Raw genomic sequence first — 23,650 nt, 5'->3', positions numbered from 1 at the left:
GTCGTGTTCCGAAGCTCGTCCCGAGCGTGTGAGGGACGGGGACGGGTCCTCCGTCAGTCGGTGAGGTCGCGGACCACCGCGTCGGCGAGCAGGCGGCCCCTGTCGGTGAGGACGGCCCGCCCGTTCGCGTGCGCCAGCGGGTCCAGGAGACCGCTTGCGACCGCCTCGGCCGCCCGCGCACGCCCGGTGCCGGTGAGCGCGGTCAGCGGCAGTCCGGCGCGCAGCCGCAACCCGAGCATCACCGCCTCCAGTGCGCGGTCGTCGTCGTCGAGCAGCTCGGCGTCCTGCGCCGGGCTCTCGCCGCGGGCCAGCCGGTCGGCGTAGGCCGCGGGGTGCTTCACGTTCCACCAGCGGACGCCGCCGACGTGGCTGTGCGCGCCCGGCCCGATCCCCCACCAGTTCGCATTGGCCCAGTACAGCTCGTTGTGCCGGCAGCGGGCGGCGTCGGCGGTGGCCCAGTTCGACACCTCGTACCACTCGAAGCCTGCCGTGCGCAGCGTCGCGTCGGCCTGCTCGTAGCGGTCGGCGAGGACGTCGTCGTCGGGCATGGGCAGCTCGCCCCGCTTGACCCGCCGGGCCAGCTTGGTGCCCTCCTCGACGATCAGCGCGTAGGCGCTGACGTGGTCGACCGGCGAGGCGAGGACCGCGTCGAGGGAGGCGGCCCAGTCGGCGTCGGTCTCCCCGGGCGTGCCGTAGATCAGGTCCAGGTTGACGTGCTCGAACCCCGCCGCGCGGGCCTCGTGCGCCGCCTCGACGGCGCGGCCGGGGGTGTGCCGGCGGTCCAGCGCGGCGAGCACGTGCGGCGCCGCCGACTGCATGCCGAGGCTGACCCGCGTGAAGCCGGCCTCGCGCAGCCGGGCCAGCGAGGCGGGCGAGACGGTCTCGGGGTTGGCCTCCGTGGTCACCTCGACGTCGTCGGCGAACGGGAAGAGCCCGCGGGCGGCCTCGAGCACGGCGGCGAGGTCGTCGGCCGGCAGCAGCGTCGGCGTGCCGCCGCCGACGAAGACCGTGGAGACGGTCGGCAGGTCCGGGCCCAGGGTCCGGACGGCGCGCTCCAGCTCGGCGATCGCGGTGCCCGCGTACTCGCTGCGGGTGGCGCCGGGGCCGAGCTCGTCGGAGGTGTAGGTGTTGAAGTCGCAGTAGCCGCAGCGGGTCGCGCAGAACGGGACGTGCACGTACAGGCCGAACGGCGTCGTCGTGAGCCCCTCGCGGGCGCTGCCGGGGAGCCGGTCGGGGCCGGGGGACCCGGGCGGCAGGCCGGCGTCGTCGATCAGCGGCAGGACGGTGTTCATCTGCTCCCAGTGTGCCGCGCCGGGCCACCGGGGCGGCAGGATGCCGGACGTGACCTCCGACCGAGTGCTGCAGGTGTCCGTCTCGCGCGGCGTCGCCACCCTGACGCTGGACTCCCCCACCAACCGCAACGCGCTGTCGCGGGCGATGCGGGCCGAGCTGCGCGCGGCGCTGGCCGATGCCCTGGCCGACGACGCGGTGCGGGTGGTCGTGCTCGACCACACCGGCCGGGTGTTCTGCTCGGGGATGGACCTCTCCGAGGCGGCCGGCGGTTCGTCGGAGAGCCAGGGCGTGCGCGAGTTCCCGGAGCTGTTGGAGCTGGTCTGGTCCTCGCCCAAGCCCGTGGTGGCGGTGGTGCGCGGTCCGGCCCGCGCCGGAGGGGTCGGGCTGCTGGCGGCCTGCGACGTCGTCGTCGCGGCGGAGTCGGCGACGTTCGCCTTCTCCGAGGTGCGCCTGGGCCTGGTGCCGGCGGTGATCTCCGCCGTCGTCCTCCCCCGGATGAGCACCCACGTGGCCCACCGGCTCATGCTCAGCGGCGAGGTCTTCGACGCCGCGACCGCCGCCGACGGAGGGCTGGTCGACCTGGTGGCCGGTGACGACGAGGTCGACGCCGTCCTCGCCGGGCAGCTCACCGCGCTGGCCGCCGGTGCGCCGGCCGCCCTGGCCGAGACCAAGCGGCTGCTGCGGGCACGCCAGCCACGGCTGGAGTTCGAGCCCCTGCTCGACCTGTCGGCGCGCTTCTTCGCCGGCGAGGAGGGCCAGGAGGGCATCGCGGCGTTCCGGGAGAAGCGCCCCGCCCGCTGGGTCCCAGCCACGGACTGACCTGTTCCCGCCGCATGCTCTTGCCCTGCCCACAGGGGTGGGCAGGGCACGAGCGAGCGGGGACCAGGCTCGTCAGAGGACGTAGGTGGCGATCATCTGCCCGAGCTGACGGATGTCCGCGTTGCCCTTGAACTCCAGCCGGACCTTCCCGAGCCCGCTGAACCAGAGGTCCAACTCCGCGTCGAGGTCGAACGTCCCGGCGGTCTCGATCGAGAACGCCTGCACCTTGCTGTAGGGAAGGGACGTGAAGTCCCGCTTCTTGCCCGTCATGCCCTGCACGTTCACGGCGATGAGCCGCTTGTTCGTGAAGACGACGAAGTCACGCACCGCTTTGAAGCAGGCGACGATCTGCTCCCCCTGGATGAGCAGCGGCGCCACGGCGGGACCGATGTCCTGGGGATTCGCGGGGTTGAGCTTGAAGACGGAACCGTTGGAGAAGTCGATCACCCCCGCACGCTAGGTGCCGGAGCACGGGAGTCGTCCTCGACGCGCGGAGCCCGGGACAGGCTGCCTACCGCAGCCGGCGGGTGGTGTCGGGTAGCCGCTCGGTGATGCCCCGGGCGTCCAGCCACTCCATGAGGGGCACCGCGACCCGGCGGCTGGTCCCCCACGCCTGCCGTGCCTGGCTGAGGGTGAACGGCTGCGGGATCCGCGCGAGCCGCTCCCGGGCCACCGTGTCGACGCCGGGAGCCAGGTAGACGCCCTCCCCGACGCGCACGAGCTGCCCGCTGCGGACGGCCGCCGCGAGCTCCCGGGTGCCCAGCCCCGCGTCGGCGAGCTCGGGCGCCTCCGGAGCGGCGAACGGATCGGCCGCCAGCCGGGCACGAACGGCGTCGACCGCCCGCTGGACCTCCGGCGGCAGGTCCGCCGCGCCGTCGACGACGCGGCCCTCGCGCAGCACCAGCGGCTCGCGGACCAGCGCCGGCACCAGCTCGGCATCGGGCAGCTCGAGCGCCCGGCGCACCACCTCCGCCGGCGGCCCCGGCTCCAGCGGCCGCAACCGCCGGTAGCGGGCGACGATCTCGGGCACCCGCGCGGCGAGCTCGTCGGCCAGCCCGGCGGCCAGCAGCCAGGGGCCGAGCCGGGTCGCCCCGGCAGGTACCGGCCAGCCCATCGCGGCGAAGTCGGCGGAGCGCACGATCCGGCGGCGGGCGAGGTCGGCCGAGGCGCCGTCGGAGCCGGCGGGCTGCGCCACCAGCTCGGCGGCCCGCTGCCGGGCGGCGCCGCGGCGGCGGAGCTCGGGCGGGTCGACGTCGCGCACGTCGGCGCCGAGCACCCGCCGGGCGCCGGGGTCGCGCAGCAGCAGCCGGTCACCGATCCGCAGCGGCAGCGGGAAGGCGAGGCGCAGCCGCACCGCCCGGCCGTCCAGCGGCCGCAGCCGCGCACCCACCGTCGCGGAGCCGACGTGCACCACCGGCTCGGCCGGCAGCCGCTCCTCCGGCGCCCCGGCCAGCGTCGCGTCGACGACGTCGGTCAGCCGGAACGCGCCCGGGGTGAGCAGCGCGTCACCGCGCGAGAGGTCCTCGACCGCGACACCGCGAAGGTTGAGCGCCACGCGCGCGGTGGCCGCGGCCCGCTCGACCGGCTCGCCGAGCGACTGCACGCCGCGCACCGTGACCTCGCGGTCCCCCAGCAGGAACCGGTCGCCGGGCGCGACCGCTCCGGCGGCGAGCGTCCCGGTGACCACCGTGCCGGCCCCCTTGATGCTGAAGGCCCGGTCGATCCAGAGACGCACCGGCGCGTCGGGGTCCGGGGCCGGGAGCGCGCCGAGGAGCTCCTCCAGCCGAGCGGTCAGCTCGGCCAGCCCCTGCCCGGTGATCGAGCTGACCGCGACGCCGGGGACCTCGCCCATCGACGTCGCGGCCAGCCGCTCGCGCACGTCGGCGAGCACCGGCGCGGGGTCGGCGAGGTCGGCCTTGGTGACGGCGAGCAGGGCGTGCCGCACCCCGAGGGCGTCCAGGACGGCGACGTGCTCGGCGGTCTGCGCCGACCAGCCGTCGTCGGCCGCGACCACGACCAGCGCGGCCGGCACCGAGCCGACGCCGGCGAGCATGTTGCCCACGAACCGTTCGTGTCCGGGCACGTCCACGACGGCCAGCCGGCGCCCCGAGGGCAGGGTGGTCCAGGCGAAGCCGAGGTCGATGGTCAGCCCGCGGCGGCGCTCCTCGGCCCACCGGTCGGGCTCCATGCCGGTGAGCGCGCGCACGAGGGCCGACTTGCCGTGGTCCACGTGACCCGCGGTCGCGATCACGTCCACCGGCGGACCACCTCCAGGACGGCCGCGGCGAGGGCGCCGTCGTCGGAGGGATCGACGCTGCGCAGGTTGAGCAGCGTGCGACCGTCCTCGACGTAGCCGACCACCGGGGTGGCGCCCAGGCGCAGCGGCTCGGCGAACCGCTCGGGCAGCGCGACCGCGGCCCCGGGCAGCGGGTGCTCGGGCGCCCCTCCCCCGCCGACGCGGGAGTCGGCGTCCACCGCGAGCGCGTCCACGCCCCCGGCCGCCAGGCGCTCCGCCAGCGCCCGGGCCCGTGCCCGCAGCTCCTCGACGTCGGCGGCGAGCATCCGCTGCACGGGCGGCAGCGGGCCGCGCAGCGTCGCCTCCAGCGCGGCCAGCGTGGTCTTGTCGACCCGGAACGCCCGGTAGAGCGGGTGCCGGCGCAGGCGCTGCACCAGCTCCGCGCGGCCGAGGACGAGGCCGGCCTGGGGGCCGCCGAGCAGCTTGTCACCGCTGGCGAGCACGAGGTCCGCACCGGCGGCGAGCGCCGTCTGCAGGTCGGGTTCGTCGGGGAGCACCGGATGCGGCCGGAGCAGCCCCGAGCCGACGTCGACGACCAGCGGGACCCCGGTGCCCTCGAGCGCCGCCGCGAGCTCGTGCACCTCGACCGCCCGGGTGAAGCCGCGCACCACGAAGTTGGACGGGTGCACCTTCAGCACCGCGCCGGTGTCCGGGCCGAGCGCCCCGCGGTAGTCGGCCAGGGCGACGCGGTTGGTGGCGCCGACCTCGCGCAGCCGGGCGCCGGTGCTCTCCAGCAGCTCGGGGATGCGGAAGCCGTCGCCGATCTCGACCAGCTCGCCGCGGGCGAGCACCAGCTCCCGGCCCTGCCCCAGCGCGGTGGCCACCAGCGCCAGCGCGGACGCGCAGTTGTTCACCACGAGCGCGGCCTCCGCGGCCGGGACCGCCGCCAGCAGCGCCGCGATGGCCGCCTCCCCCCGCGGGCCCCGGCGACCGGTGCGCAGGTCGAGCTCGACGTCGGTGGTGCCGCTCGCCGCGGCCACCGCCGCGACGGCGGCCTCCGACAGGGGCGCGCGGCCGAGGTTGGTGTGCACGACGACGCCGGTGGCGTTGAGCACCGGGCGCAGGCTGCCGGCTGTGGGCGGGAGGTCGGCGAGGACGGCGTCGACGGCGGCGTCCGGCGCCACCTCGCCGGCCCGGATGCGCTGCTGCACGCGCTGGACGGCGCCCTTCACCAGGACGCGCCCCAGCCGCTCGCCGGCGCCGGCGAGGCGGGGGTCGGCGAGCAGCGTGTCCGTGCGGGGCACCTGGCGGCGCGGGTCGGTCGTCATCGCCCCGCAGCGTAGGTGCGGGGCGGGAGCTGGCGGAGGCGGACGGGAATCGAACCCGCCTGGCCGAGATGCTCGGCCACGTCGGCTTTAGAGGCCGCGGGGGCCACCAGACACCCTGACGCCTCCGCCCGGCAGCCTACGTGGAACTGTCGGTGGTCGCTGCCAGCATCGGCAGCGTGAACCGCACCGAGCCCCGCACCCCGGCCACGCTGCCGCCGGTCACCCTCACGCCCGAGGAGGCCGCCGCCGTCGCCGCCGCGCTGGCCGCCCCGGCCGCGGGGCCCTATGCCGAGGCGGGGCAGACGGCGCTGGAGAAGGTGCTGACGGCGCTGGAGCCCGATCCGGCCCAGCGGGCGCGGCTGCTGGCGAGCAGCCGCTGGCTGGCCGCCGAGGCCGCACGGGACGCCGAGGTGCGGCGGCGTCTGGAGCGTGGGCTGGCCGAGCGGCGCGTCGTGGTGCTGCACTACTGCGACGGCCAGAACCGCTGGTCGGAGCGGGCGGTGGAGCCGCAGCTGCTGGTCCACACCGGGGCGCACCGGTTCCTGGTGGCCTGGTGCCGCGAGCGCCAGGCGCTGCGCTGGTTCCGGGAGGACCGCATCGGCGGGGCCGAGGTCACCGACGAGGCGGCTCCGCGTCGTGAGCTCGCCGGGATCGGCGGGCCGCCGTCCCCCGGGCACCCGGCCGGGCGGCGGCTTCCCCGAACCCCGCCGGTCCCCGAGCCACCCCGGCTCCGGGTGCTGCCCGGCGGGCGGGCCTAGATTCGGGGCCGTGACCACCGCACCCGCGCGCATCCGGCTCACCCAGTACGCCCACGGCGGGGGGTGCGCCTGCAAGATCCCGCCCGGGGAGCTCGAGGCCGTCGTCGCCGGGCTCACCGCGCAGGGGCCGGTCGACCCGGCGGCCGAGCTCGTCGTCGGCCTGGACGACGGCGACGACGCGGCCGTCGTGCGCCTCGCCGGCGGGCAAGGGCTGGTGCTGACCACCGACTTCTTCACCCCCGTCGTGGACGACGCGTACACCTTCGGCCGGATCGCCGCCGCGAACGCGCTCTCCGACGTCTACGCCATGGGTGGCACGCCCGTCGTGGCGGTCAACCTGCTCGGCTGGCCGCGCGACGTGCTGCCCGCCGAGCTGGCGACGGAGGTGCTGCGGGGCGGGCTGGAGGTGGCGCAGGAGGCGGGCTGCCACGTCGGCGGCGGCCACTCCATCGACGACCCGGAGCCGAAATACGGGATGGCGGTCACCGGCGTGGTCGACGTCGACCGGATCATCACCAACGCCGGCGCGGTCGCCGGCACACCGCTGAGCCTCACCAAGCCGCTCGGCGTGGGCGTGCTCAACAGCCGGATGAAGGCCACGGGCGAGGTGTCGGAGGAGGCGGTCGCCTCGATGACCGCGCTCAACCGCGACGCCGGCCGGGCCGCAGTGGCCGCCGGCATCCGCGCGGGCACCGACGTCACCGGGTTCGGCCTGCTCGGGCACCTCTACAAGATGGCGCGGGCCAGCGGGGTCACCGCCGTCGTCGACGCCGCCGCCGTCCCCTACCTGGCCGGCGCGCGTGAGGCGCTGGCGGCGGGGTTCGTCTCCGGCGGCACCCGGCGCAACCTGGACTGGGTGCGCCCGCACGCCGACCTCTCCGCGGTCGGCGAGGACGAGGCGCTGCTGCTCGCCGACGCCCAGACCTCCGGCGGGCTCCTGCTCGGCGGCGAGGTCGCCGGCTCCCCGGTGATCGGCGAGTTCGTGCCGCGCCAGGAGCACGTGGTCATCGTCCGCTGACAGCCCCAGGAGCATCGCAGCGAGGAACGAGCGAGGAGCGGACTGGGGCGCGCAAGCGGACCAGAGCCATCGTCCGCTGACAGCCCCGGGAGCGGCCGTCCGCCGCCGGCCCGGCATGTTGCCGGGGACACGCCGGTCACCCGCTCCCCGCGCGTGGGATGCCCTGGCCCACCGGCGCACGCCGCTGCCACGCTGCCGCCGCGACGGACCCGGAGGTCCCGTGGTCCGGCACCGAGGAGGTCGCGATGAGGACGAGGACGGTCCGGCGGGCTCTCGCCGTCGTGCTGCTGGCGCTCGTGTCCGGGGGGACGGCGACCGGGGCGGCCGCGGCCACCGAGGAGCGGATCGGGTTCGCCACCACGGGGCTCGACGGCGTGGACGCGCGGACCGGGTGGACGCTGCACAGCGCCCCCCAGGTGTTCGACCCGCCGGACGAGGAGCCGTTCGGCGTGACCGACTTCTTCGTCGCCGGCCCGTTGCCCGGCGGCGGGGAGGGCGTCCTCTACGAGTGCACCACCGAGGACCGGGTGCGGGCACGGCTGGACGGGGTGCGCTCCGCGGTCGCCAGCGGCGTCCTCCAGGTCGACTGCTCCTCCCCCGTCGGACTGCCGGACCGGCAGGGCTACGCCGTCGTGGACGTGGCCTGGCGCGGGACCGGGCCGGTGGAGCAGCACGTCTTCCAGCGTGGGGAGTGCACCGAGTACCTCGACGTCCGCGCCGCCCGGGTCGCCGGGGGCGCCCGACTGGTCGTGCGCGACGTGGCCGTGGGCCGGTTGGTCAACCTCGACCCCGCCGAGAACGACCTGCGCCAGCAGCGGATCGTCTGCGGCTGAGTCCTCGGGGCAGCTGGTCGAACGCCCGGACCGGTCTGCCGAGGCATCCGGGACGTCGGCCCTACTGCGGGTCGACGCCCGGATCCCCCGGGGTCCGCTGCCGGGCGGGGAGGCGCCCGCGGCCCGCCGGTCGGACGAGTGCGCCTCGCGTGGGGAGCTCGTCGTCCGGTCGCTCGCGGGGAACCGCCCGGGCGCTGCGCAGCACGAGCGCCACACCGACCGCGCAGACGAGGATGCCGGGCAGCGCCGTCGGGCCGGGGGGCTGCCCGAACATCGCCCACGCCCACAGCGCGGTCGCCGGCGGCGTCAGGTACAGCAGCGTGCTGGCAGTCGTGGCGCCCGACCGGCGCACCACGAACAGGTAGCTGCCGTAACCCCCCACGGTGGAGAGCAGGACCAGCCAGGCCATCGCCACCCAGAACGCCGGCTCGGCCGGCGGGGAGAGCTCCCCTCGCGCGCCGGCCACCGCACCGAAGACCAGCGCCGCCACGGCGGACTGCAGGGCGAGCGCGACGGCCAGCGACTCCGCCGGTGCCCACCGCCGCTCCAGCAGCGTGCCGGCGGAGAGACCGGCCAGGGCCACGACCGGGAGCAGGAAGGCCACGGGCGAGGCGCCGCCCGCACCGAGATCGCCCACGACCACGAGCGCGACGCCGCCCGCACCGACGAGCAGCCCCACCCGCTGGCGCGCCGTTGTCCGCTCCCCCAGCAAGGGTGCCGCGACGACGGCGACGACCAGCGGCTGGAGCGCCGCGACCAGCGCCGACGTGCCGGCCGGGACGCCCGCGCCCGCGGCGGCGAAGACGCCACCCAGGTAGACCGCCTGCACGAGGAGGCCGAGGCAGGCCTGGCGCAGCAGGGAGCCGGGCCGCAGGCGCTCGCCCTGCAGCAGCACCCAGCCGCCGAGGAGAGCCGCCGCGAGCCCGGTGCGCCAGGCGAGCACCGTCGCGACCGGAGCGTCCCGGGTGGCGAACTCCGCGCCGACGAAGCCGGACGACCAGCACACGACGAGGACGCCCGCGGCCACGGCGTCGGTACGGCGATCCCTCACCCGGCCGAGGTAACCACACCGGTCGGTATACTCGCAGTGCACCGATCGAGAGGAGCGGGACATGTCCGACGTGATCGCAGCACCGACCAGCCTGACCCCAGCCGCAGAGCGGCTGCTCGACGCCGCCTCGCGACTCTTCTACGCCCACGGCATCCGGGCCGTCGGGGTCGACGCCATCGCGGAGGCTGCGGGCACCACCAAGAAGACCCTCTACGACCGGTTCGGCTCGAAGGACGCGCTGGTCGCCCTGTACCTGGAGCGCCGGGCCTGGACGTGGCAGCAACTCCTCGAGGCCGAGATCGCGGCACGCGCCCCGGGCAGCGACCGGGTCCTCGCCGTCTTCGACGCGGCGCGCCGGTGGCGGGAGGAGCAGCAGCGGGGCTGCGCGTTCGTGAACGCCTACGCCGAGATCGGCGGCACGGACCACCCCGCGCTCCCGGTAATCCGCGCCGAGAAGGAGTGGATGCGGCGACGGTTCACCCAACTCGCCACCGAGGCCGGGATCGCGCACCCGGAGGCGATCGCGGCGACGCTCCACCTGCTCTACGAGGGCGCGCTCGTCGCCTCCACCGCGGGCGACGACCCCGAGGCGCTGACGACGGCACGTGAGGCAGCCGCGCGCCTGGTCGGTTAGGTTCGCGGCCATGCTGGCTGCCTTCGTCTCCACCCCGAACCCGAAGGACCCGCTCTCCGTGCTGGAGATCGGCGAGCGCCCCGAGCCGGAGGCTCCCGACGGCTGGACGACCATCCAGGTCAAGGCGGTCTCGCTGAACCACCACGACCTGTTCAGCCTCCAGGGCATCGGCCTGCCCGCCGAGCGGATGCCGATGATCCTCGGCACCGACGCCGCCGGCATCGACGCCGACGGCAACGAGGTCGTCGTCCACGGGGTCATCTCCACCCCTGACTGGATGGGCGACGAGACCCTCGACCCGAAGCGCTCGCTGCTGTCGGAGGTGCACCAGGGCTCGATGGCGGAGAAGGTCGCCGTCCCGAAGCGGAACCTGCTGCCCAAGCCCGCTGAGCTCTCCTTCGCCGAGGCCGCCTGCCTGCCCACCGCATGGCTGACCGCCTACCGGATGCTGTTCGTGAAGTCCGGCCTGCGCCCGGGGCAGACGGTGCTCGTGCAGGGCGCCAGCGGCGGCGTGGCGACGGCGCTCATCGTGCTCGGCCGCGCCGCCGGCTACCGGATCTGGGTGACCGGCCGCAGTGAGGAGAAGCGGGCCGCAGCCCTCGCGCTCGGCGCCGAGCAGGCGTTCGAGAGCGGCGCCCGGCTGCCCGAGCGGGTCGACGGCGTCATGGAGACCGTCGGCGAGGCCACCTGGAGCCACAGCATCAAGTCGCTGAAGCCCGGCGGCGTGCTCGTCACCTCCGGCGCGACCACCGGGTTCAACCCCGGCGCCGAGCTGAACCGGGTCTTCTTCACCCAGCTGTCGGTCATCGGCTCGACCATGGGCACGAAGGCCGAGCTGGAGGCGCTCATCCAGATGTGCGCCGTCATCGGCATCCGGCCGCAGATCGACGTCGAGCTGCCCCTGGCACAGGCCCGGGACGGCTTCGCCCGGATGCTCGAGGGGCGCACCAACGGGAAGATCGTCTTCACGCTCTGAAGGGGCCACCGGTGATCGCTCGCATGTGGCGCGGTCGGGTCCGCACCGCGGACCGCGACGCCTACGTCGACTACATCGAGGGCACCGGCATGGCCGAGTACCGGCAGACCCCGGGGAACCGGGGCGCGCACATGCTCACCCGCGATCTGGGCGACGGTCACACCGAGGTGGTCACGCTCAGCTTCTGGACCGACCGGGACGTCATCCGCGGCTTCGCCGGCGAAGACATCGAGCGGGCCGTCTTCTATCCCGAGGACGACCGCTACCTGGTGGAGCGCGAGGAGACGGTCACGCACTTCGAGGTCACCCCCGGCGGCTGACCGGGGTCAGTGCACGACCTTGAGCCCGATCACGCAGCCGACAATGCCCGCCAGCAGCAGGATCCGCACCAGTGACACCGGCTCGACGCCGGTCACCATCGCGTAGGCGACCGTGAGGACGGCGCCGATGCCCACCCACACCGCGTAGGCCGTGCCCAGCGGGAGCTCGCGCATGGCGTAGGCCAGCCCACCCATGCTCGCGACCAGGGCGACGCCGAACACCACCGAGGGCACCAGTCGGGTGAAGCCGTGCGAGCGGTCGAGCGCCGCCGCCCAGACGGCTTCCAGCATCCCGGACACGACCAGCACCACCCACGACATCGCGGCCTCCTCTGGCGCCGTCTTGTCGCACACCGGGTACGGCACCGCTCGTCCGGGAGCCGGGGAGCGGCTCCCCTCCAGCCTCGCACGTGTCAACGACAGTTGACACGGCGGCGGTACGCAACTTAAGTTGACAGCCATGGCGGACACGGCACAGGTGGCTTCGGCAGCCAGCAGCAAGGACCCGGCGGTGGGGCTCACGGCGGTCCGGTCGCTGCGCGTCCTCGTCGAACGGCTGGAGGCGCTCCAGGTCGACAACGCCCGCGACCAGGGCTGGACCTGGGAGCAGATCGCCCAGCAGCTCGGCGTCAGCCGGCAGGCGGTGCACAAGAAGTACTCACGCGGCCGCGGGCCGCTCCGACGGAGGGACTGAGGATGTTCGAGAGGTTCACGCAGGACGCCCGGGACGTCGTCACCGGCGCCCAGCACCACGCCCGCACCCTCCGCTCACCGCGGATCGGCACCGAGCACCTGCTGCTGGCCCTGCTGGCCCAGCGGACGCCGACGGCCGCGGTCCTCGCCCGTCATGGCCTCTCCACCGAGGTGGTCACCGCGGACGTCGTCCGGCTCACCGGCGGGGACGAGCTCGACGCCGACGCTCTCACGAGCGTGGGCATCGACCTGGACGCCGTTCGGAGCAGCGTGGAGGCGACCTTCGGCCCCGGCGCCCTGGACGACCCGGGACGCAAGCCGCCGAAGGCCGGGCACATCCCCTTCACGCCCCGGGCGAAGAAGGTGCTCGAACTGTCCCTGCGGGAGGCGCTGGCCATGAGGTCGCGCAGCATCACCGACGGGCACATCGCGCTCGGCCTGGTCCGGGAGGGCGAGGGGCTGGCGATGAAGGTGCTGCACGACCGCGGCGTCGACCTCCCGGCCCTCCGCGACGACCTCAGGCTCGGGCTGGACTCCTGACCGGCCCTCCGCGGAGCAGGACCAGCGCCGCCACCGCGGCCAGCGCGGACGCGATCGCCGCGCCGGCGAAGACCGTGTGCAGCTGCGTGAGCACCGCCGCCTCCGTGGCGGCGTCGTAGGCGGCACAGTCGGCGGGGGTGGCAGGGCACAGCTCCATGGGGGTGCCGATCGCCGCCACTTCGGCGGTGAAGCGGCGCAGGGCGACGGCGGTGAGCAGCGACAGCCCGGCCAGCATGCCGACGGTGCGCGCGACGACCGCCAGCGAGCTCGCGCTGCCGTGCACCCGGGGCGGGGTGACCGCCAGGAGGACCGCGTTCACCGGCGCGATGGCGAGGCCGAACCCGAGGCCCGCGGCGACCAGCACGACGGTGGAGCCGACACCGTCCAGCGACCGCTCGTCCCACCCGGTCATCGCGGCGAACGCCGCCGCGGTCAGCGCCATCCCGGCACCGGCGACGGCACGCGGCGGCACCACCCGGCACAGCCAGCCCCCGGCCACCGCCCCCACCGGCACGGCGACCAGCAGCCGCAGCAACACCAGCGCCGCCGCCAGCTGGTTCCCGGGCGCGGTCGTGGCCCGGGCGAACAGCGGGACGTCGACGAGCGCGGCGACCAGCGCGGCGCCCACGAAGACGTTGACCACCAGCGCGCCCCAGGCACCGACCGGGCGCAGCGCGGCCAACGGCAGCACCGGCTCGGGCGCCCGCCGCTCGTGCAGCACGAACAGCAGGCCGGCGACCGCGGCCACCGGCAGCAGCAGCCGGCCGTGCGCCACGACCTCGCGGGCCGGGTCGGCGGCGGCGAAGGCCCAGACCAGTGCGCCCAGCGACACCACGGCCAGCGCCGAGCCGACGACGTCGACCTCCCGGGCCAGCCGGCCCAGCCCGCGCAGCGGCAGCACCGCACCGGCGGGCCGGGCGATGCCGCGCGCCACCAGGGCGCCGGTGGCCAGCACGGTGAGCAGCAGCAGCGGCGCCGTCCACCCCCACCCGTCGGCCAGGGGGACGTAGAGCAGCCCGAGGGTGATGTCCTCGGCGAGCGCGGAGGGCTCGGCGAGCAGCAGCCCCAGGGCGGTGGCGGCGACGACGGCCAGCGCCACCCCGATCGGATCCGGTCGCCGCACCCGGCCGGTCACGACGACGCCGGCGGCCAGACCCACACCCAGGAGCAGGTTGAGCCAGAAGATCGCCCGCCAGTCGGCGACGGCCAGCACGGCGGCCCCCGCCAACGGCCCCAGGACGGCGCCCGCCTCCTGGACCGCGCCCACGATGCCGAGCGGGACCGCCCGGCGCTCGGGCGGCCACCGGTCGGCGACCAGCGCGAGCGTGGCCGGCACCAGGCCGCCGGCCCCGATGCCCTGCAGGCCGCGACCGGCCACGGCCGGGCCCAGCGTCTCCGCCGTCGCCGTCAGCAGCGAGCCCAGCGCGAACAGCAGCAGGCAGCCGATGAGCACGGGCGCCCGCCCGCGGAGGTCCGCCAGCCGGCCGAGCAGCGGCAGCGTGGCGGTGTAGCCGAGCAGGAAGCCCCCGACGATGGGGGTCGCCCGCTGCAGCTCGTCCAGCCCGACCCCGACCCCGGTGAGGATGTCGGGCAGCGCCAGGACGACGACGTAGGTGTCGGCGGCCGTGACCAGCACGGCGAGGGTGGCGAGGGCGATCGCGGCCGGCCCCGGGACCGGCCGGGACGGGGCGACCGCAGCCTCAGCCGGTGGCCGGCGCGGTGATCTCGACATCGGCCCCGAAGTCGCTGAGCTCGAGGAGGTAGGTGGCGTCGGTGCCGGCTTCGAAGAAGGGGCCGGTCAGCTCCGCCCGGCGCAGCTCACCGCTGTCGGTGGCGATCGAGAACCGGGCCTGCACCGGCTGGAACGGGTCCTCGCTGGCGAGCACCTGCTCCACCAGGTCGCCGGGCAGCTCGGCGGTCACCTCGCGGACGACCTCGCCGTCCACCCGCCGCTCCTCCCCCAGCTCGGCCGCCCCCGCCTGGACCAGCAACTGGGAGATGCCGGTCTCGGGGTCGAGCAGCGCGCCGGGGTCGCCGAAACCGAACTGGGCGGGGTCGATCACGCTGAACCCGCTGGTGAACGGCAGCTGCGCGTACACGGTCCCGTCGACGGAGACCACCTGCAGGTCCAGCGTGGAGCCCAGCGCCAGCACCTGGAGCGTGCCGTCGAAGGAGGCCGGGCGGGCGATGTCGCCCTCGCCGCCGACCAGCACCGTCCCGGTGGTCGGGGCACCCTCGCTGGCCAGGTCGAAGTGCGCGCTCTCCGCCTCGTCCAGCGTCTGCTTGGCCCGCTCGAGCAGGCCGTCCGCCGACACCTCGGGCTCGTCGGACCCGCAGGCGGCGAGCACCGGGCCGACGACGATCACCAGCGCGAGCAGCGGCACGCCGGATCGGCGCAGCAGCATGACGTCCTCCCGTCGCGGCAGGGCTCCCCCGCCGTCGCGGCGGACACTAGCGCGCCGTCACGACTAGAGGATGGGCGTGACCCGCCTGGCGACCTTGCCAGCAACCTTCGCGCGGACCCTGTCGGGCAGATGGGGCAGCGCCGGCTCCAGCTCGGCGATCCGGTACTTCTGGGTCGTCAACGCCCGGAAGGCCAGTCCGACGGTCACCTCGTGGTCGGGTCGGAACACGAGCTCGACGGCGTCGCCGGCACCGACGTCCCCGGTCTCGAGCACCCGCAAATAGGCGCCCGGCGCCCCGTGCGCGGTGAACCGCTTGACCAGCTGCGGCTCGTCCCAGAAGCGGGCGAAGTTGGCGCACGGGATCCGGGGCGCGGTCACCTCGAGCAGCGTCGTCCCGACCCGCCAGCGCTCGCCGAGGACGGCGTCGGTGAGGGCGAGCCCCGTCGTCCGCAGGTTCTCGCCGAACATGCCCGGCGGCAGCTCGCGGGCGAGTTCCGCGGTCCAGAAGTCGGCGTCCTCCTGGGCGTAGGCGTAGAGCTGCTGGCCGTCCCCACCGTGGTACTTCCGGTTGACCTGGACGTCGCCGTCCAGCCCCCGCTCCCCGACGGCCACCCGACCGAGCACCGGCCGCTTGGCGATCCCGCTGCGGTCGGGCCGACGACCGGGCAGCGGGAGGAGGTCGGTCCCGGACACGCAGACGGCGTCGACCCGCCCGGTCACTTGGGCTTGGCGGAGGCGGTCGACTCGTTGGTGGAGAGCGCGGCGACGAACGCCTCCTGGGGGACCTCGACGCGGCCGACCATCTTCATCCGCTTCTTGCCCTCCTTCTGCTTCTCCAGCAGCTTCCGCTTGCGGGTGATGTCACCGCCGTAGCACTTGGCGAGGACGTCCTTGCGGATGGCGCGGACCGTCTCGCGGGCGATCACCCGGGAGCCGACCGCGGCCTGGATCGGCACCTCGAACTGCTGCCGCGGGATGAGCTCGCGCAGCTTGCCGGCCATCATCACGCCGTAGCTGTAGGCCTTGTCCTTGTGCACGATCGCGCTGAACGCGTCGACCGCCTCGCCCTGCAGCAGGATGTCCACCTTCACCAGCGCGGACTCCTGCTCGCCGGCCTCCTGGTAGTCGAGCGAGGCGTAGCCGCGGGTGCGGGACTTCAGCGCGTCGAAGAAGTCGAAGATGATCTCCCCCAGCGGCAGGGTGTACCGCAGCTCGACGCGGGACTCGCTGAGGTAGTCCATGCCGCCGAGCTGGCCGCGCCGACCCTGGCAGAGCTCCATGATCGCGCCGGTGTAGTCGCTGGGCGCGATGACCGTGGCGTTGACGATCGGCTCGTAGACGCGGTCGATCTTGCCCTCGGGCCAGTCGCTGGGGTTGGTCACCGTGTGCTCGGTGCCGTCCTCCATGATCACCCGGTAGACGACGTTCGGGGCGGTGGAGATCAGGCTGATGCCGGCCTCGCGCTCCAGCCGCTCGCGGACGATCTCCAGGTGCAGCAGCCCCAGGAAACCGACGCGGAAGCCGAACCCGAGCGCCGCCGACGTCTCCGGCTCGTAGACCAGCGCCGCGTCGTTGAGCAGCAGCTTGTCCAGCGCCTCGCGCAGCAGCGGGTACTCGCTGCCGTCGATCGGGTAGAGGCCGGAGTAGACCATCGGGCGCGGGTCGCGGTACCCGCCGATGGACTCCGCCGCCGGCTTGTTCGCCAGCGTCACGGTGTCGCCGACGCGGGACTGGCGGACGTCCTTCACGCCGGTGATGAAGTAGCCGACCTCGCCGACGCCGAGGGAGTCCACGGGCTTGGGCTCGGGCGAGATGACGCCGATCTCGAGCAGCTCGTGGGTCGCGCCGGTCGACATCATCTTGATCTTCTCGCGGGCGGAGATGCGCCCGTCGACCACGCGCACGTAGGTGATGACGCCGCGGTAGATGTCGTAGACCGAGTCGAAGATCATCGCCCGCGCCGGCCCCTCGGCGACGCCGGTGGGCGCGGGGATCTCCTCGACGATGCGGTCGAGCAGCTCGGGCACGCCCTCGCCGGTCTTGCCGCTGACGCGGAGGACGTCGTCGGGGTCGCAGCCGATGATGTGCGCGATCTCCGCGGCGTACTTCTCCGGCTGGGCGGCCGGCAGGTCGATCTTGTTGAGCACCGGGATGATCGTGAGGTCGTTCTCCAGCGCCAGGTAGAGGTTCGCCAGCGTCTGCGCCTCGATCCCCTGCGCCGCGTCCACCAGCAGCACCGCGCCTTCGCAGGCGGCCAGCGACCGGGACACCTCGTAGGTGAAGTCGACGTGCCCGGGGGTGTCGATCATGTCGAGGACGAACTCACCGCCGGCGTGCTCACCGGAGCGCTGGGTCCATGGCAGGCGGACGTTCTGCGCCTTGATGGTGATGCCGCGCTCGCGCTCGATGTCCATGCGGTCGAGGTACTGGGCGCGCATCTGCCGGGCCTCGATGATCCCGGTGACCTCGAGCATCCGGTCGGCCAGCGTCGACTTGCCGTGGTCGATGTGGGCGATGATGCAGAAGTTCCGGATGCGGGCCGGATCGGTGGCAGCAGGAGTCGTCACAGTGCCGCCATCGTCCCACGTCCCGGCCCGAGGCCCTAGCCCGGCGCGGCGAGGGGCTCGCGCGGGGTGTGCGGGAGGTCGCCGGACGGCGGGTTGGGGTGGCCGGCCGGACGCTGGTATCTTTGCAGGCCGGTCCTGTGGCGCATGCCCGGACGCAGATCTTCAGCACCATTGTCAGAAGTACTCCCTCCTGTCGAGACACCGAGGCTCACGCGTGGCGAACATCAAGTCCCAGATGAAGCGGATCAAGACCAACGAGAAGGCGCGTCAGCGCAACGTTGCCGTCAAGTCCGCCCTGAAGACGGCCGTCCGGCGGGTGCGCACCGCCGCCGAGTCCGGGGACGCCGCGGCGGCGACCGCCGCCTACCAGGCCGCTGCCAAGCAGCTGGACAAGGCCGCCAGCAAGGGCGTCATCCACAAGAACCAGGCCGCCAACCGCAAGTCGGGTCTGGCGAAGCTCACCGCCGGTCTCTGATCGGCCCGCGTCCACCCGGACGCGCACGCTCGACGACGAGCCCCCTCCCCTCGCGGGGACGGGGGCTCGTCGCGTTCCCTGCTGCCGCAGCACCCTCCTACCGCCCTCAAGGACTGCCCGTGACCTCCCCCGGACGCCGCTTCCTCGTCCTGCACGGGTGGCAGAACCGCCGGCCCGCGCACCACTGGCAGTGGCAGCTCGTGGAGTCGCTGCGCGCCGCCGGCGAGCAGGTCCTCTATCCCCAGTTCCCGGACCCGGACCGGCCGGTGGTCGGCACCTGGACCGAGCTGCTGCGCGCCGAGCTGGCCCAGCTGGGCGCCGGCGAACGCGTCGTCGTGGCGCACTCCCTCGCCGTGCCGCTGTGGCAGCACGCGGCGTCCCTGCTGACGCCGGCGGAGCGCGTGGACCGGGTGCTGCTGGTCGCCCCGCCGGCGCCCGAGGTGCTGGCCGGGTACCCGGAGGTGGCCGCCTTCGCCGCCTTCGGCCCTGATGCGCACCAGCTGAGCCGTGGGGCCGGCTCGGTGCGCCTGGTGGCGAGCGACGACGACCCGTACTGGCCCGGCGGCGGTGCGGTGCCCGTGTACCGAGCGCTCGGTGTCGACGTCGACCTGCTGCCGGGTCAGGGGCACCTCGACCCGGAGGCCGGGTACGGCCGCTGGCCCGCCGTCGAGGCGTGGTGCCGCGACCCGTCGACCCGCCTGGCCCGCGCTGATCCGCCGCGTCGGGCCGGTCACGGCCCGCCCCGGCCGGGAGGTGGAGGTCGCGCGGCCTCAGATGCGCGGCACGAGAGCTGCCGGGACGACGACCGTGCGGGCGAGGCGGTCGTGCAGCGCCCGCCTCCGCGGATCGCGCCAGGCCATGCCGAGGCTGAGCAGCGGCAATAGCAGCGACAAGGCGTAGCTGACGCCCATGACCACCCACTCGTCGCTGCCGAGGATGGCTCGTGCGACGGCGAGGTGCGCCAGCTGCCAGGGCAGCCACTTCACCGCATTCCGCCAGGCCGCTCGCCCGATGCCGGGGCCGACCGGTTCCGCGGGCAGGTCGGCCTGCGGCGTCGTGTCGTCGACCGCCACCCGCAGGCCGGCGCGCTCCTTGCCCGGACCGGCATGCCGGGCACCGGCTTCGCGGAGCGTGAAGTACAGCCACACGGGCAGCACGGTGGCCGCGAAGACGCCCAGGTCGGCGATCACCAGGTCGACCGGGTCGCGCTGACCTCCCTCCGGGACGAGACCCGACAGTCGCGCCCCCGCCGCCACCGCCGCGAGCACGGCGAGCCACCCGAGGATGACGACGTAGTCCCAGCCGGCCGCCCTCCAGCGCGCGACAGCCGACCACGTTCCGGGACCGTCGGGTTCCATGGGCGACAAGCTAGCGGTTCGTCCTCCGGAGCGGTCTCGACGCGCCCGCCTCGGCGCTGGGCTCAGCGGCCGGTGCGGGCCGGTCGGCCCCGACCCGTCTCCGCCCGGATGGTGACGATGCGGCGGATGGCCCGCTCGAGGGCGTAGTCCGCGCTGGCCGCGACACCCTTGACGTCGGCGTTGAGGTCGGCGGCCACGCCGAGGGCCAGCTGGAGGCCCTCGATGCTCCAGCCGCGCGCCTGCGCCTGCGCCTTCTTGACCTTCCAGGGCGGCATCTTCAGCGTGCGGGCGAGGTCGCCGGGGTTGCTGGAGCTCAGCGAGGCCACCCGGGCCGCGGTGCGCACGCCGTCGGCGATGGCGTCGGCGATCAGCACGTGGGCGACCCCGCGCTCGAGCGCCCAGCGCAGCATCTCGATCGAGCCCGCCCGGTCACCGGTCAGCACGCGCTCGGCCACGGTGAACCCGGTGACCTCGGCCTGCCCGCGGTGGAACCGGGCGACGTCGTCGGCATCGATGCTGCCGCCGAAGTCGGAGACCAGCTGACCGGCGGCCGCCGAGAGCGCGCGCAGGTCGGCGCCCACGGCGTCGACCAGTGCGGTGACCGCATCGGGGGTGATCCGGCCGCCGAGCCGGCGCACCTCGTTGCGCGCGAACGCGATGCGGTCGCCGACGGAGGAGACCTTGGGGCACTCGTCGACCGCCGCACCGGCGGCCTTGAACGCCTTGACCAGGGCCTCGTTCCGCTTGCCACCGGAGTGCACGATCACCAGCGTCAGGTCCGGGTCCGGTTCCTTCGCGTAGCCGGCCAGGGCATCGGCCAGCGCGCCGGCCGACTCCTGCACCCCGGTGACGACGACGAGCCGGTGCCCGCCGAACAGCGACGGCGCCAGCACGTCGGCCAGCTCCCCCACCGGCAGCCCCATGGCCGCCAGTTCGTGCACCTCGGCGTCGGGGTGGCGGGCGAGGATCGCCCGGCGCACGGCCCCGACGGCGCGGGAGCGCAGCAGCTCCTCCTCGCCGATCACCACGCGCAGGTGCGACGTGGGCTCGACGGGGGCGGCAGGCACCTCCGCATGGTGCCACGCGGGACCGACGCTCCGCGGTGGCCGCCCGGGAGCCCGGGACCGGGGCGTCGATGGCTCCGGGTCCGCCTGCCGCCGCCTGGCCGCCGGGGTCCGCGCCCCGGGCGGCGATCCCCCAGTTCCCGGCCCGGCCGACCACCGCGAGGTCGCCGTCCCGGTCGGTGCGGTGCACCCGCGTGCCGGCGTCGGCCAGCCACCCCAGCAGCCGCGGAGCGGGGTGCCCGTAGGTGTTGTCCGCCGCCACCGAGATGAGCGCGGCTCGCGCCCCGGTGGCGGCGAGGAACGCCGGGTCGGCGTCGCCGCTGCCGTGGTGGGGCACCTTGAGCACGTCGGCGCGGAGATCCGTGCCGTCGCGCAGCAGCGCGGCCTCCTCGTCGGCACCGATGTCGCCGGTGAGGAGCAGGCGCACCCCCGCGGCGGTGACCCGGACGACGAGCGACAGCCCGTTGGGATCGGCCGCCGCGGTGGCCCGGCGCGGATCGGGCGCGAGCACCTCGATCTCGACCCCGGCAACGCTGCGGCGGTCGCCCGGCACGAGGAGCTCGCGGGTGCCGCCGGCGCGCCGCACCAGGGCGTCGATGCCCGAGGCCCGGTCGTCGGCCGGCGAGAGGGTGCCGCTCGCGACGACGCCCACCGTGCGATCGCCCAGGGCGCCGGCGAGGCCGCCCACGTGGTCGGCGTCCAGGTGAGAGAGCAGCACGAGGGGCAGGTGGTCGATCCCGAGGCGGTCGAGGCAGCGGTCGATCGGGGCGACGTCCGGGCCGGCATCGACCAGGATCCCCCGGCCGTCGCCCACGGGGAGCACCAGGCCGTCGCCCTGCCCCACGTCGCAGGCCACCAGCAGCGCTCCGGCCGGCGGCCAGCCGTCCAGCTGCTGGCGCAGCGGCCAGCCCACCGCGACCACCCCGACGAGAGCCGCGAGCGCGAGCAGCCGCGCCCGGGGGAACCGCCACAGCAGGTACCCCAGGGTCAGCAGGAGGCCGGTGAGCAGCAGCGCCCCCACCGTCCCGGCCGGCCAGCCGGCGACGGCGTCCGGCGCGGCCGCCGCCCGCTCCGCCACGAGCACGATCCAGCGCACCGGCCACCCGGCGAGCCAGACCAGAGCGTCGCCGGCCCAGGGCCAGGGCACCCCGAGGGGCGCGGCCAGCAACCCGAGGACGGTCGCCGGCGGCACGGCCGGGGCCGCCAGGAGGTTGGCCGGCACCGAGACCAGGCTGACCGTGCCGGTGAGCCCGGCGATCACCGGAGCGGTCGCCAGCCCGGCGGCGACGCTCACCGCCACGGCGTCGGCCGGCCACCCGGGCCAGCCGTGCCCGCGCAGCCGGCGCGCCCACGGCGGGGCCAGGAGCACGATGGCCGCGGTGGCCGCGACGGACAGCGTGAAACCGGCGTCCCGCGCCAGCCCCGGCTGGACCAGGAGCAGCACGGTCACCGCGGCACCGAGCGCCGGCAGCGCGGCCCGCGACCGCCCGGAGGCGAGTGCGAGCAGGGTGACCGCGCCCATGGCGGCGGCCCGGAGCACGCTGGCGCTCGGCCGGGCCAGCACGACGAAACCGACGAGCGCCAGCCCGCCCACCAGCGCCTGGATCCGGCGGTCGACGGCCCGGCGCCGCAGCGGCCGGAGGATGCCGGCGATCACGATCGCCACGTTGGCCCCGGAGACGGCGGTCAGGTGCGCCAGCCCGGCCTGCTGGAACTCCTCGTCCAGCACCGGGTCCATCCGGCTGGTGTCACCCACCACCAGCCCCGGCAGCAACCCGCCGGCCCGGTCGTCCAGCACGCGGTCCGCGGCGGCGGCCAGGGCGTGCCGCAGCTCGCCCGCCACGCGCTGGACGGCCCCGGGGCCGCCGACCGGCTCCGGCGGACCGCGGGCCGACAGCACCGCCACCACGTCGTCGCCCCCTCCGGGGAGTGCCAGCCCGGCGCGCACCCGGAGCTGCTGCCCGGGCAGGAGCCCGGACCAGCCGTCGGCGGGTGCGAAGACGAGGACGGCCTCCTCCAGCCGGTGAACCGCGCCGCCGTCGGCGAGCACCGTGACGTCCGCCTCGAGGAGGACGCGCGACGCACCGCCGCCGCCCGCCAGCGCCCGGGGATCGGTCCGCACGGTCACGGTCACCTGCGCGGTCCCGCCCTCCGCGGCGGCTGCGCGCAGCGGGGACGCCTCGCGCGCCGCGCCGCGCACCGCGCCGGCGCCGGAGGCCACCGCGAGGCCGGCCAGGACGACGAGGGCGACGCTCGCCGCGGGACCGCGGGCACGCGCGAGGAGGACCGCCGCACCGAGCGCGGCCCCACCCAGGGCGGCCAGCACCGGCCACCGCACCAGCGGCGCCCCCAGCGTCACCATCCAGACCGCGCCGGCGAGCGGCCAGAGCCGCAGGTCGAGGAAGCGCCAGCGGTCGAGCGCCGCGCTCACACCGACACCAGCTCGGCGAGCTCGGCCGCCTTCGCCGGGCCGATGCCCGGCACGTCGTCGAGCTCCTCGACGCTGCGGAAACCGCCGCTGCGGGTGCGGTGCTCGACGATGCGCTGGGCGAGGACCGGGCCGATGCCCGGCAGCGCGTCCAGCTCCGCCACCCCGGCGGTGTTCAGGTCGACGCGGCCCCCGCCGCCCGGGGGGCCGCCCGCGGGCGGCCCCTCCGCGCCCGCACCGGGCACACCCACGGCGACCTGCTGCCCGTCGGAGAGGAGCGCGGCCAGGTTCACCGAGGCCGGGTCGGCCTCGGGCAGGAGCCCGCCGGCCGCCTCGACCGCGTCGGCGACCCGGGCGCCCGCGGTGAGCGTGACCAGACCCGGCCGCGCCACCTGCCCCACCACGGAGACGACCACGGTGCCGGCGGTCTCGGCCACCTCCCCCACCGGGGGCTCGCCGGCTGCGGGGGTGGCCGGCGCGGTGGGCGAGGGCAGCGGCGCCGCCGCCGGCTCCACCCGGGGCCGCTGGGACCACGTCCAGACCAGCAGGAGCAGGACCGCCACCACCGCGGCGGCCCACACGGCGCGCCCACCGGCGCGGCCGGCGTCCCAGCGGGGCGTCGTGCCGGGTGCCCGGTGCCGCCCCACACCGGCGGGTGGGTCCGGGCGCCCCGCGACGTCGACCGGCACGGTGATCCGGTCGTCCGCCGGCCAGGGCGGGTCGTCGTCCTCGGGGACCCAGCCGTCGGCGGCGGGGCGCGGCTCGGCCAGGACGGCGCGCAGCCGGGCACGGATGACGTCGGCGTCGTCGTCACGGCGGGCAAGCAGGCGCACCCCGGCGACGCTAGGGAGCGC

24 protein-coding genes, 1 tRNA gene, 1 pseudogene and 1 riboswitch are annotated in these 23,650 nt (G+C 75.6%); of the genes and pseudogenes, 11 read left to right on the top strand and 15 right to left on the bottom strand.

Annotation, left to right across the window (positions count from 1 at the left end; translation table 11 throughout):
• Window positions 1-53 precede the first annotated feature (53 nt).
• Window positions 54-1,292: a radical SAM family heme chaperone HemW gene (hemW, locus tag ACI799_RS06965; RefSeq protein WP_456612715.1), complete on the bottom strand. Its 1,239-nt coding sequence runs from the start codon at window positions 1,290-1,292 to the stop codon at window positions 54-56.
• A gap of 49 nt (window positions 1,293-1,341) precedes the next feature.
• Here hemW and ACI799_RS06960 point away from each other — a divergent pair, with 49 nt between their 5' ends.
• Window positions 1,342-2,112: an enoyl-CoA hydratase-related protein gene (locus ACI799_RS06960; protein ID WP_456599119.1), complete on the top strand. Its 771-nt coding sequence runs from the start codon at window positions 1,342-1,344 to the stop codon at window positions 2,110-2,112.
• A 72-nt stretch (window positions 2,113-2,184) separates the two neighbouring features.
• Here ACI799_RS06960 and ACI799_RS06955 read toward each other — a convergent pair whose 3' ends face one another.
• From ACI799_RS06955 to ACI799_RS06940, 4 genes are all read right to left on the bottom strand, one after another.
• Window positions 2,185-2,559 (bottom strand): PH domain-containing protein, encoded by a 375-nt coding sequence (locus tag ACI799_RS06955; RefSeq protein ID WP_456591243.1) that lies wholly within the window; start codon window positions 2,557-2,559, stop codon window positions 2,185-2,187.
• Between the two features lie 64 nt (window positions 2,560-2,623).
• A complete protein-coding gene (gene selB, locus ACI799_RS06950) occupies window positions 2,624-4,369 on the bottom strand; it encodes a selenocysteine-specific translation elongation factor (RefSeq protein ID WP_456591244.1) in 1,746 nt (581 codons plus the stop codon).
• The gene (gene selA, locus ACI799_RS06945) at window positions 4,360-5,676 is read right to left on the bottom strand and encodes an L-seryl-tRNA(Sec) selenium transferase (protein ID WP_456599117.1); all 1,317 of its coding nucleotides are present in this window, start codon (window positions 5,674-5,676) and stop codon (window positions 4,360-4,362) included. The genes selB and selA overlap by 10 nt, the downstream gene beginning before the upstream one ends.
• 30 nt (window positions 5,677-5,706) lie before the next feature.
• Window positions 5,707-5,802 (bottom strand) — tRNA-OTHER (locus tag ACI799_RS06940).
• Between the two features lie 50 nt (window positions 5,803-5,852).
• Here ACI799_RS06940 and ACI799_RS06935 point away from each other — a divergent pair.
• From ACI799_RS06935 to ACI799_RS06925, 3 genes are all read left to right on the top strand, one after another.
• Window positions 5,853-6,434: a helix-turn-helix transcriptional regulator gene (locus ACI799_RS06935; protein ID WP_456612714.1), complete on the top strand. Its 582-nt coding sequence runs from the start codon at window positions 5,853-5,855 to the stop codon at window positions 6,432-6,434.
• Window positions 6,435-6,444: 10 nt separating this feature from the next.
• Window positions 6,445-7,452 (top strand): selenide, water dikinase SelD, encoded by a 1,008-nt coding sequence (gene selD / locus ACI799_RS06930; RefSeq protein WP_456599115.1) that lies wholly within the window; start codon window positions 6,445-6,447, stop codon window positions 7,450-7,452.
• A gap of 245 nt (window positions 7,453-7,697) precedes the next feature.
• Entirely contained in the window at window positions 7,698-8,285 is a 588-nt protein-coding gene (locus ACI799_RS06925; protein WP_456587568.1) for a hypothetical protein, read from the top strand.
• A gap of 61 nt (window positions 8,286-8,346) precedes the next feature.
• Here the strand turns inward: ACI799_RS06925 and ACI799_RS06920 are convergent, their stop codons facing one another.
• A complete protein-coding gene (locus tag ACI799_RS06920; protein WP_456612713.1) occupies window positions 8,347-9,336 on the bottom strand; it encodes a DMT family transporter in 990 nt (329 codons plus the stop codon).
• A gap of 61 nt (window positions 9,337-9,397) precedes the next feature.
• Between ACI799_RS06920 and ACI799_RS06915 the strand changes: the two genes are divergently transcribed.
• Genes ACI799_RS06915 through ACI799_RS06905 form a run of 3 tightly spaced genes read left to right on the top strand, consistent with a single transcriptional unit; the run spans window position 9,398 to window position 11,266 of the window.
• Window positions 9,398-9,970 carry a TetR/AcrR family transcriptional regulator gene (locus ACI799_RS06915; RefSeq protein WP_456599113.1) on the top strand — a complete coding sequence of 191 codons (573 nt, stop codon included), beginning with the start codon at window positions 9,398-9,400 and terminating at the stop codon, window positions 9,968-9,970.
• A gap of 10 nt (window positions 9,971-9,980) precedes the next feature.
• Window positions 9,981-10,946 carry a zinc-binding dehydrogenase gene (locus tag ACI799_RS06910; RefSeq protein ID WP_456612712.1) on the top strand — a complete coding sequence of 322 codons (966 nt, stop codon included), beginning with the start codon at window positions 9,981-9,983 and terminating at the stop codon, window positions 10,944-10,946.
• Between the two features lie 11 nt (window positions 10,947-10,957).
• Window positions 10,958-11,266 carry a hypothetical protein gene (locus tag ACI799_RS06905; protein WP_456612711.1) on the top strand — a complete coding sequence of 103 codons (309 nt, stop codon included), beginning with the start codon at window positions 10,958-10,960 and terminating at the stop codon, window positions 11,264-11,266.
• Window positions 11,267-11,272: 6 nt separating this feature from the next.
• Here ACI799_RS06905 and ACI799_RS06900 read toward each other — a convergent pair whose 3' ends face one another.
• Complete coding sequence (locus ACI799_RS06900; RefSeq protein ID WP_456612710.1) at window positions 11,273-11,587, bottom strand: DMT family transporter; 315 nt, start codon at window positions 11,585-11,587, stop codon at window positions 11,273-11,275.
• Window positions 11,588-11,598: 11 nt separating this feature from the next.
• Window positions 11,599-11,663, bottom strand: a riboswitch (guanidine-III (ykkC-III) riboswitch).
• Between the two features lie 63 nt (window positions 11,664-11,726).
• On the opposite strand from ACI799_RS06900, the gene ACI799_RS06895 reads away from it, so the two are divergent.
• Both ACI799_RS06895 and ACI799_RS06890 read left to right on the top strand, forming a co-directional pair.
• Complete coding sequence (locus tag ACI799_RS06895; protein ID WP_456598403.1) at window positions 11,727-11,960, top strand: helix-turn-helix transcriptional regulator; 234 nt, start codon at window positions 11,727-11,729, stop codon at window positions 11,958-11,960.
• A 2-nt stretch (window positions 11,961-11,962) separates the two neighbouring features.
• A complete protein-coding gene (locus ACI799_RS06890; protein ID WP_456612709.1) occupies window positions 11,963-12,499 on the top strand; it encodes a Clp protease N-terminal domain-containing protein in 537 nt (178 codons plus the stop codon).
• Here ACI799_RS06890 and ACI799_RS06885 read toward each other — a convergent pair.
• From ACI799_RS06885 to lepA, 4 genes are all read right to left on the bottom strand, one after another.
• The gene (locus ACI799_RS06885) at window positions 12,477-14,135 is read right to left on the bottom strand and encodes an MFS transporter (RefSeq protein WP_456612708.1); all 1,659 of its coding nucleotides are present in this window, start codon (window positions 14,133-14,135) and stop codon (window positions 12,477-12,479) included. The genes ACI799_RS06890 and ACI799_RS06885 overlap by 23 nt on opposite strands.
• A 64-nt stretch (window positions 14,136-14,199) precedes the next feature.
• Entirely contained in the window at window positions 14,200-14,904 is a 705-nt protein-coding gene (locus ACI799_RS06880) for an LppX_LprAFG lipoprotein (RefSeq protein WP_456612707.1), read from the bottom strand.
• Window positions 14,905-14,967: 63 nt separating this feature from the next.
• Window positions 14,968-15,597: an MOSC domain-containing protein gene (locus ACI799_RS06875; RefSeq protein WP_456612706.1), complete on the bottom strand. Its 630-nt coding sequence runs from the start codon at window positions 15,595-15,597 to the stop codon at window positions 14,968-14,970.
• Between the two features lie 23 nt (window positions 15,598-15,620).
• On the bottom strand, window positions 15,621-17,471 hold the full coding sequence (lepA, locus tag ACI799_RS06870; protein ID WP_456587579.1) for a translation elongation factor 4: 1,851 nt from the start codon (window positions 17,469-17,471) through the stop codon (window positions 15,621-15,623).
• Window positions 17,472-17,685: 214 nt separating this feature from the next.
• On the opposite strand from lepA, the gene rpsT reads away from it, so the two are divergent.
• Together rpsT and ACI799_RS06860 are read left to right on the top strand one after the other, a co-directional pair.
• Window positions 17,686-17,946, top strand: a complete 261-nt coding sequence (rpsT, locus tag ACI799_RS06865) for a 30S ribosomal protein S20 (RefSeq protein ID WP_236826314.1) — start codon at window positions 17,686-17,688, stop codon at window positions 17,944-17,946.
• A 119-nt stretch (window positions 17,947-18,065) separates the two neighbouring features.
• Window positions 18,066-18,830, top strand: a complete 765-nt coding sequence (locus ACI799_RS06860) for an RBBP9/YdeN family alpha/beta hydrolase (protein ID WP_456612705.1) — start codon at window positions 18,066-18,068, stop codon at window positions 18,828-18,830.
• Here the strand turns inward: ACI799_RS06860 and ACI799_RS06855 are convergent.
• The 4 genes and pseudogenes from ACI799_RS06855 to ACI799_RS06840 all read right to left on the bottom strand — a co-directional run bounded on the left by ACI799_RS06855 (window position 18,717) and on the right by ACI799_RS06840 (window position 23,629).
• Entirely contained in the window at window positions 18,717-19,304 is a 588-nt protein-coding gene (locus ACI799_RS06855; protein WP_456612704.1) for an RDD family protein, read from the bottom strand. The two genes, ACI799_RS06860 and ACI799_RS06855, sit on opposite strands and share 114 nt — an antisense overlap.
• Window positions 19,305-19,366: 62 nt before the next feature.
• Window positions 19,367-20,284 carry a DNA polymerase III subunit delta gene (gene holA, locus ACI799_RS06850; protein ID WP_456612703.1) on the bottom strand — a complete coding sequence of 306 codons (918 nt, stop codon included), beginning with the start codon at window positions 20,282-20,284 and terminating at the stop codon, window positions 19,367-19,369.
• Between the two features lie 463 nt (window positions 20,285-20,747).
• Window positions 20,748-22,106 (bottom strand): annotated as a pseudogene (locus ACI799_RS06845) (ComEC/Rec2 family competence protein); the annotation flags it as partial.
• A 689-nt stretch (window positions 22,107-22,795) separates the two neighbouring features.
• A complete protein-coding gene (locus ACI799_RS06840) occupies window positions 22,796-23,629 on the bottom strand; it encodes a helix-hairpin-helix domain-containing protein (RefSeq protein ID WP_456587582.1) in 834 nt (277 codons plus the stop codon).
• Between the last annotated feature and the right edge of the window lie 21 nt (window positions 23,630-23,650).

This window comes from Blastococcus sp. SYSU DS0753, assembly GCF_054051175.1.
Note: the sequence above shows the minus strand (reverse complement) of the source record. Positions and strands in the feature narration are given on the sequence as shown.

What these genes read in the sequence shown, in the direction of transcription:
- ACI799_RS06925 (WP_456587568.1), top strand. Translation starts at nt 7,698, where the DNA reads ATGAGGACGAGGACGGTCCGGCGGGCTCTCGCCGTCGTGCTGCTGGCG.
- ACI799_RS06910 (WP_456612712.1), top strand. Translation starts at nt 9,981, where the DNA reads ATGCTGGCTGCCTTCGTCTCCACCCCGAACCCGAAGGACCCGCTCTCC.
- ACI799_RS06900 (WP_456612710.1), bottom strand. Translation starts at nt 11,587, where the DNA reads ATGTCGTGGGTGGTGCTGGTCGTGTCCGGGATGCTGGAAGCCGTCTGG.
- ACI799_RS06915 (WP_456599113.1), top strand. Translation starts at nt 9,398, where the DNA reads ATGTCCGACGTGATCGCAGCACCGACCAGCCTGACCCCAGCCGCAGAG.
- selA (WP_456599117.1), bottom strand. Translation starts at nt 5,676, where the DNA reads ATGACGACCGACCCGCGCCGCCAGGTGCCCCGCACGGACACGCTGCTC.
- ACI799_RS06855 (WP_456612704.1), bottom strand. Translation starts at nt 19,304, where the DNA reads ATGGAACCCGACGGTCCCGGAACGTGGTCGGCTGTCGCGCGCTGGAGG.
- ACI799_RS06880 (WP_456612707.1), bottom strand. Translation starts at nt 14,904, where the DNA reads ATGCTGCTGCGCCGATCCGGCGTGCCGCTGCTCGCGCTGGTGATCGTC.
- hemW (WP_456612715.1), bottom strand. Translation starts at nt 1,292, where the DNA reads ATGAACACCGTCCTGCCGCTGATCGACGACGCCGGCCTGCCGCCCGGG.
- ACI799_RS06895 (WP_456598403.1), top strand. Translation starts at nt 11,727, where the DNA reads ATGGCGGACACGGCACAGGTGGCTTCGGCAGCCAGCAGCAAGGACCCG.
- ACI799_RS06890 (WP_456612709.1), top strand. Translation starts at nt 11,963, where the DNA reads ATGTTCGAGAGGTTCACGCAGGACGCCCGGGACGTCGTCACCGGCGCC.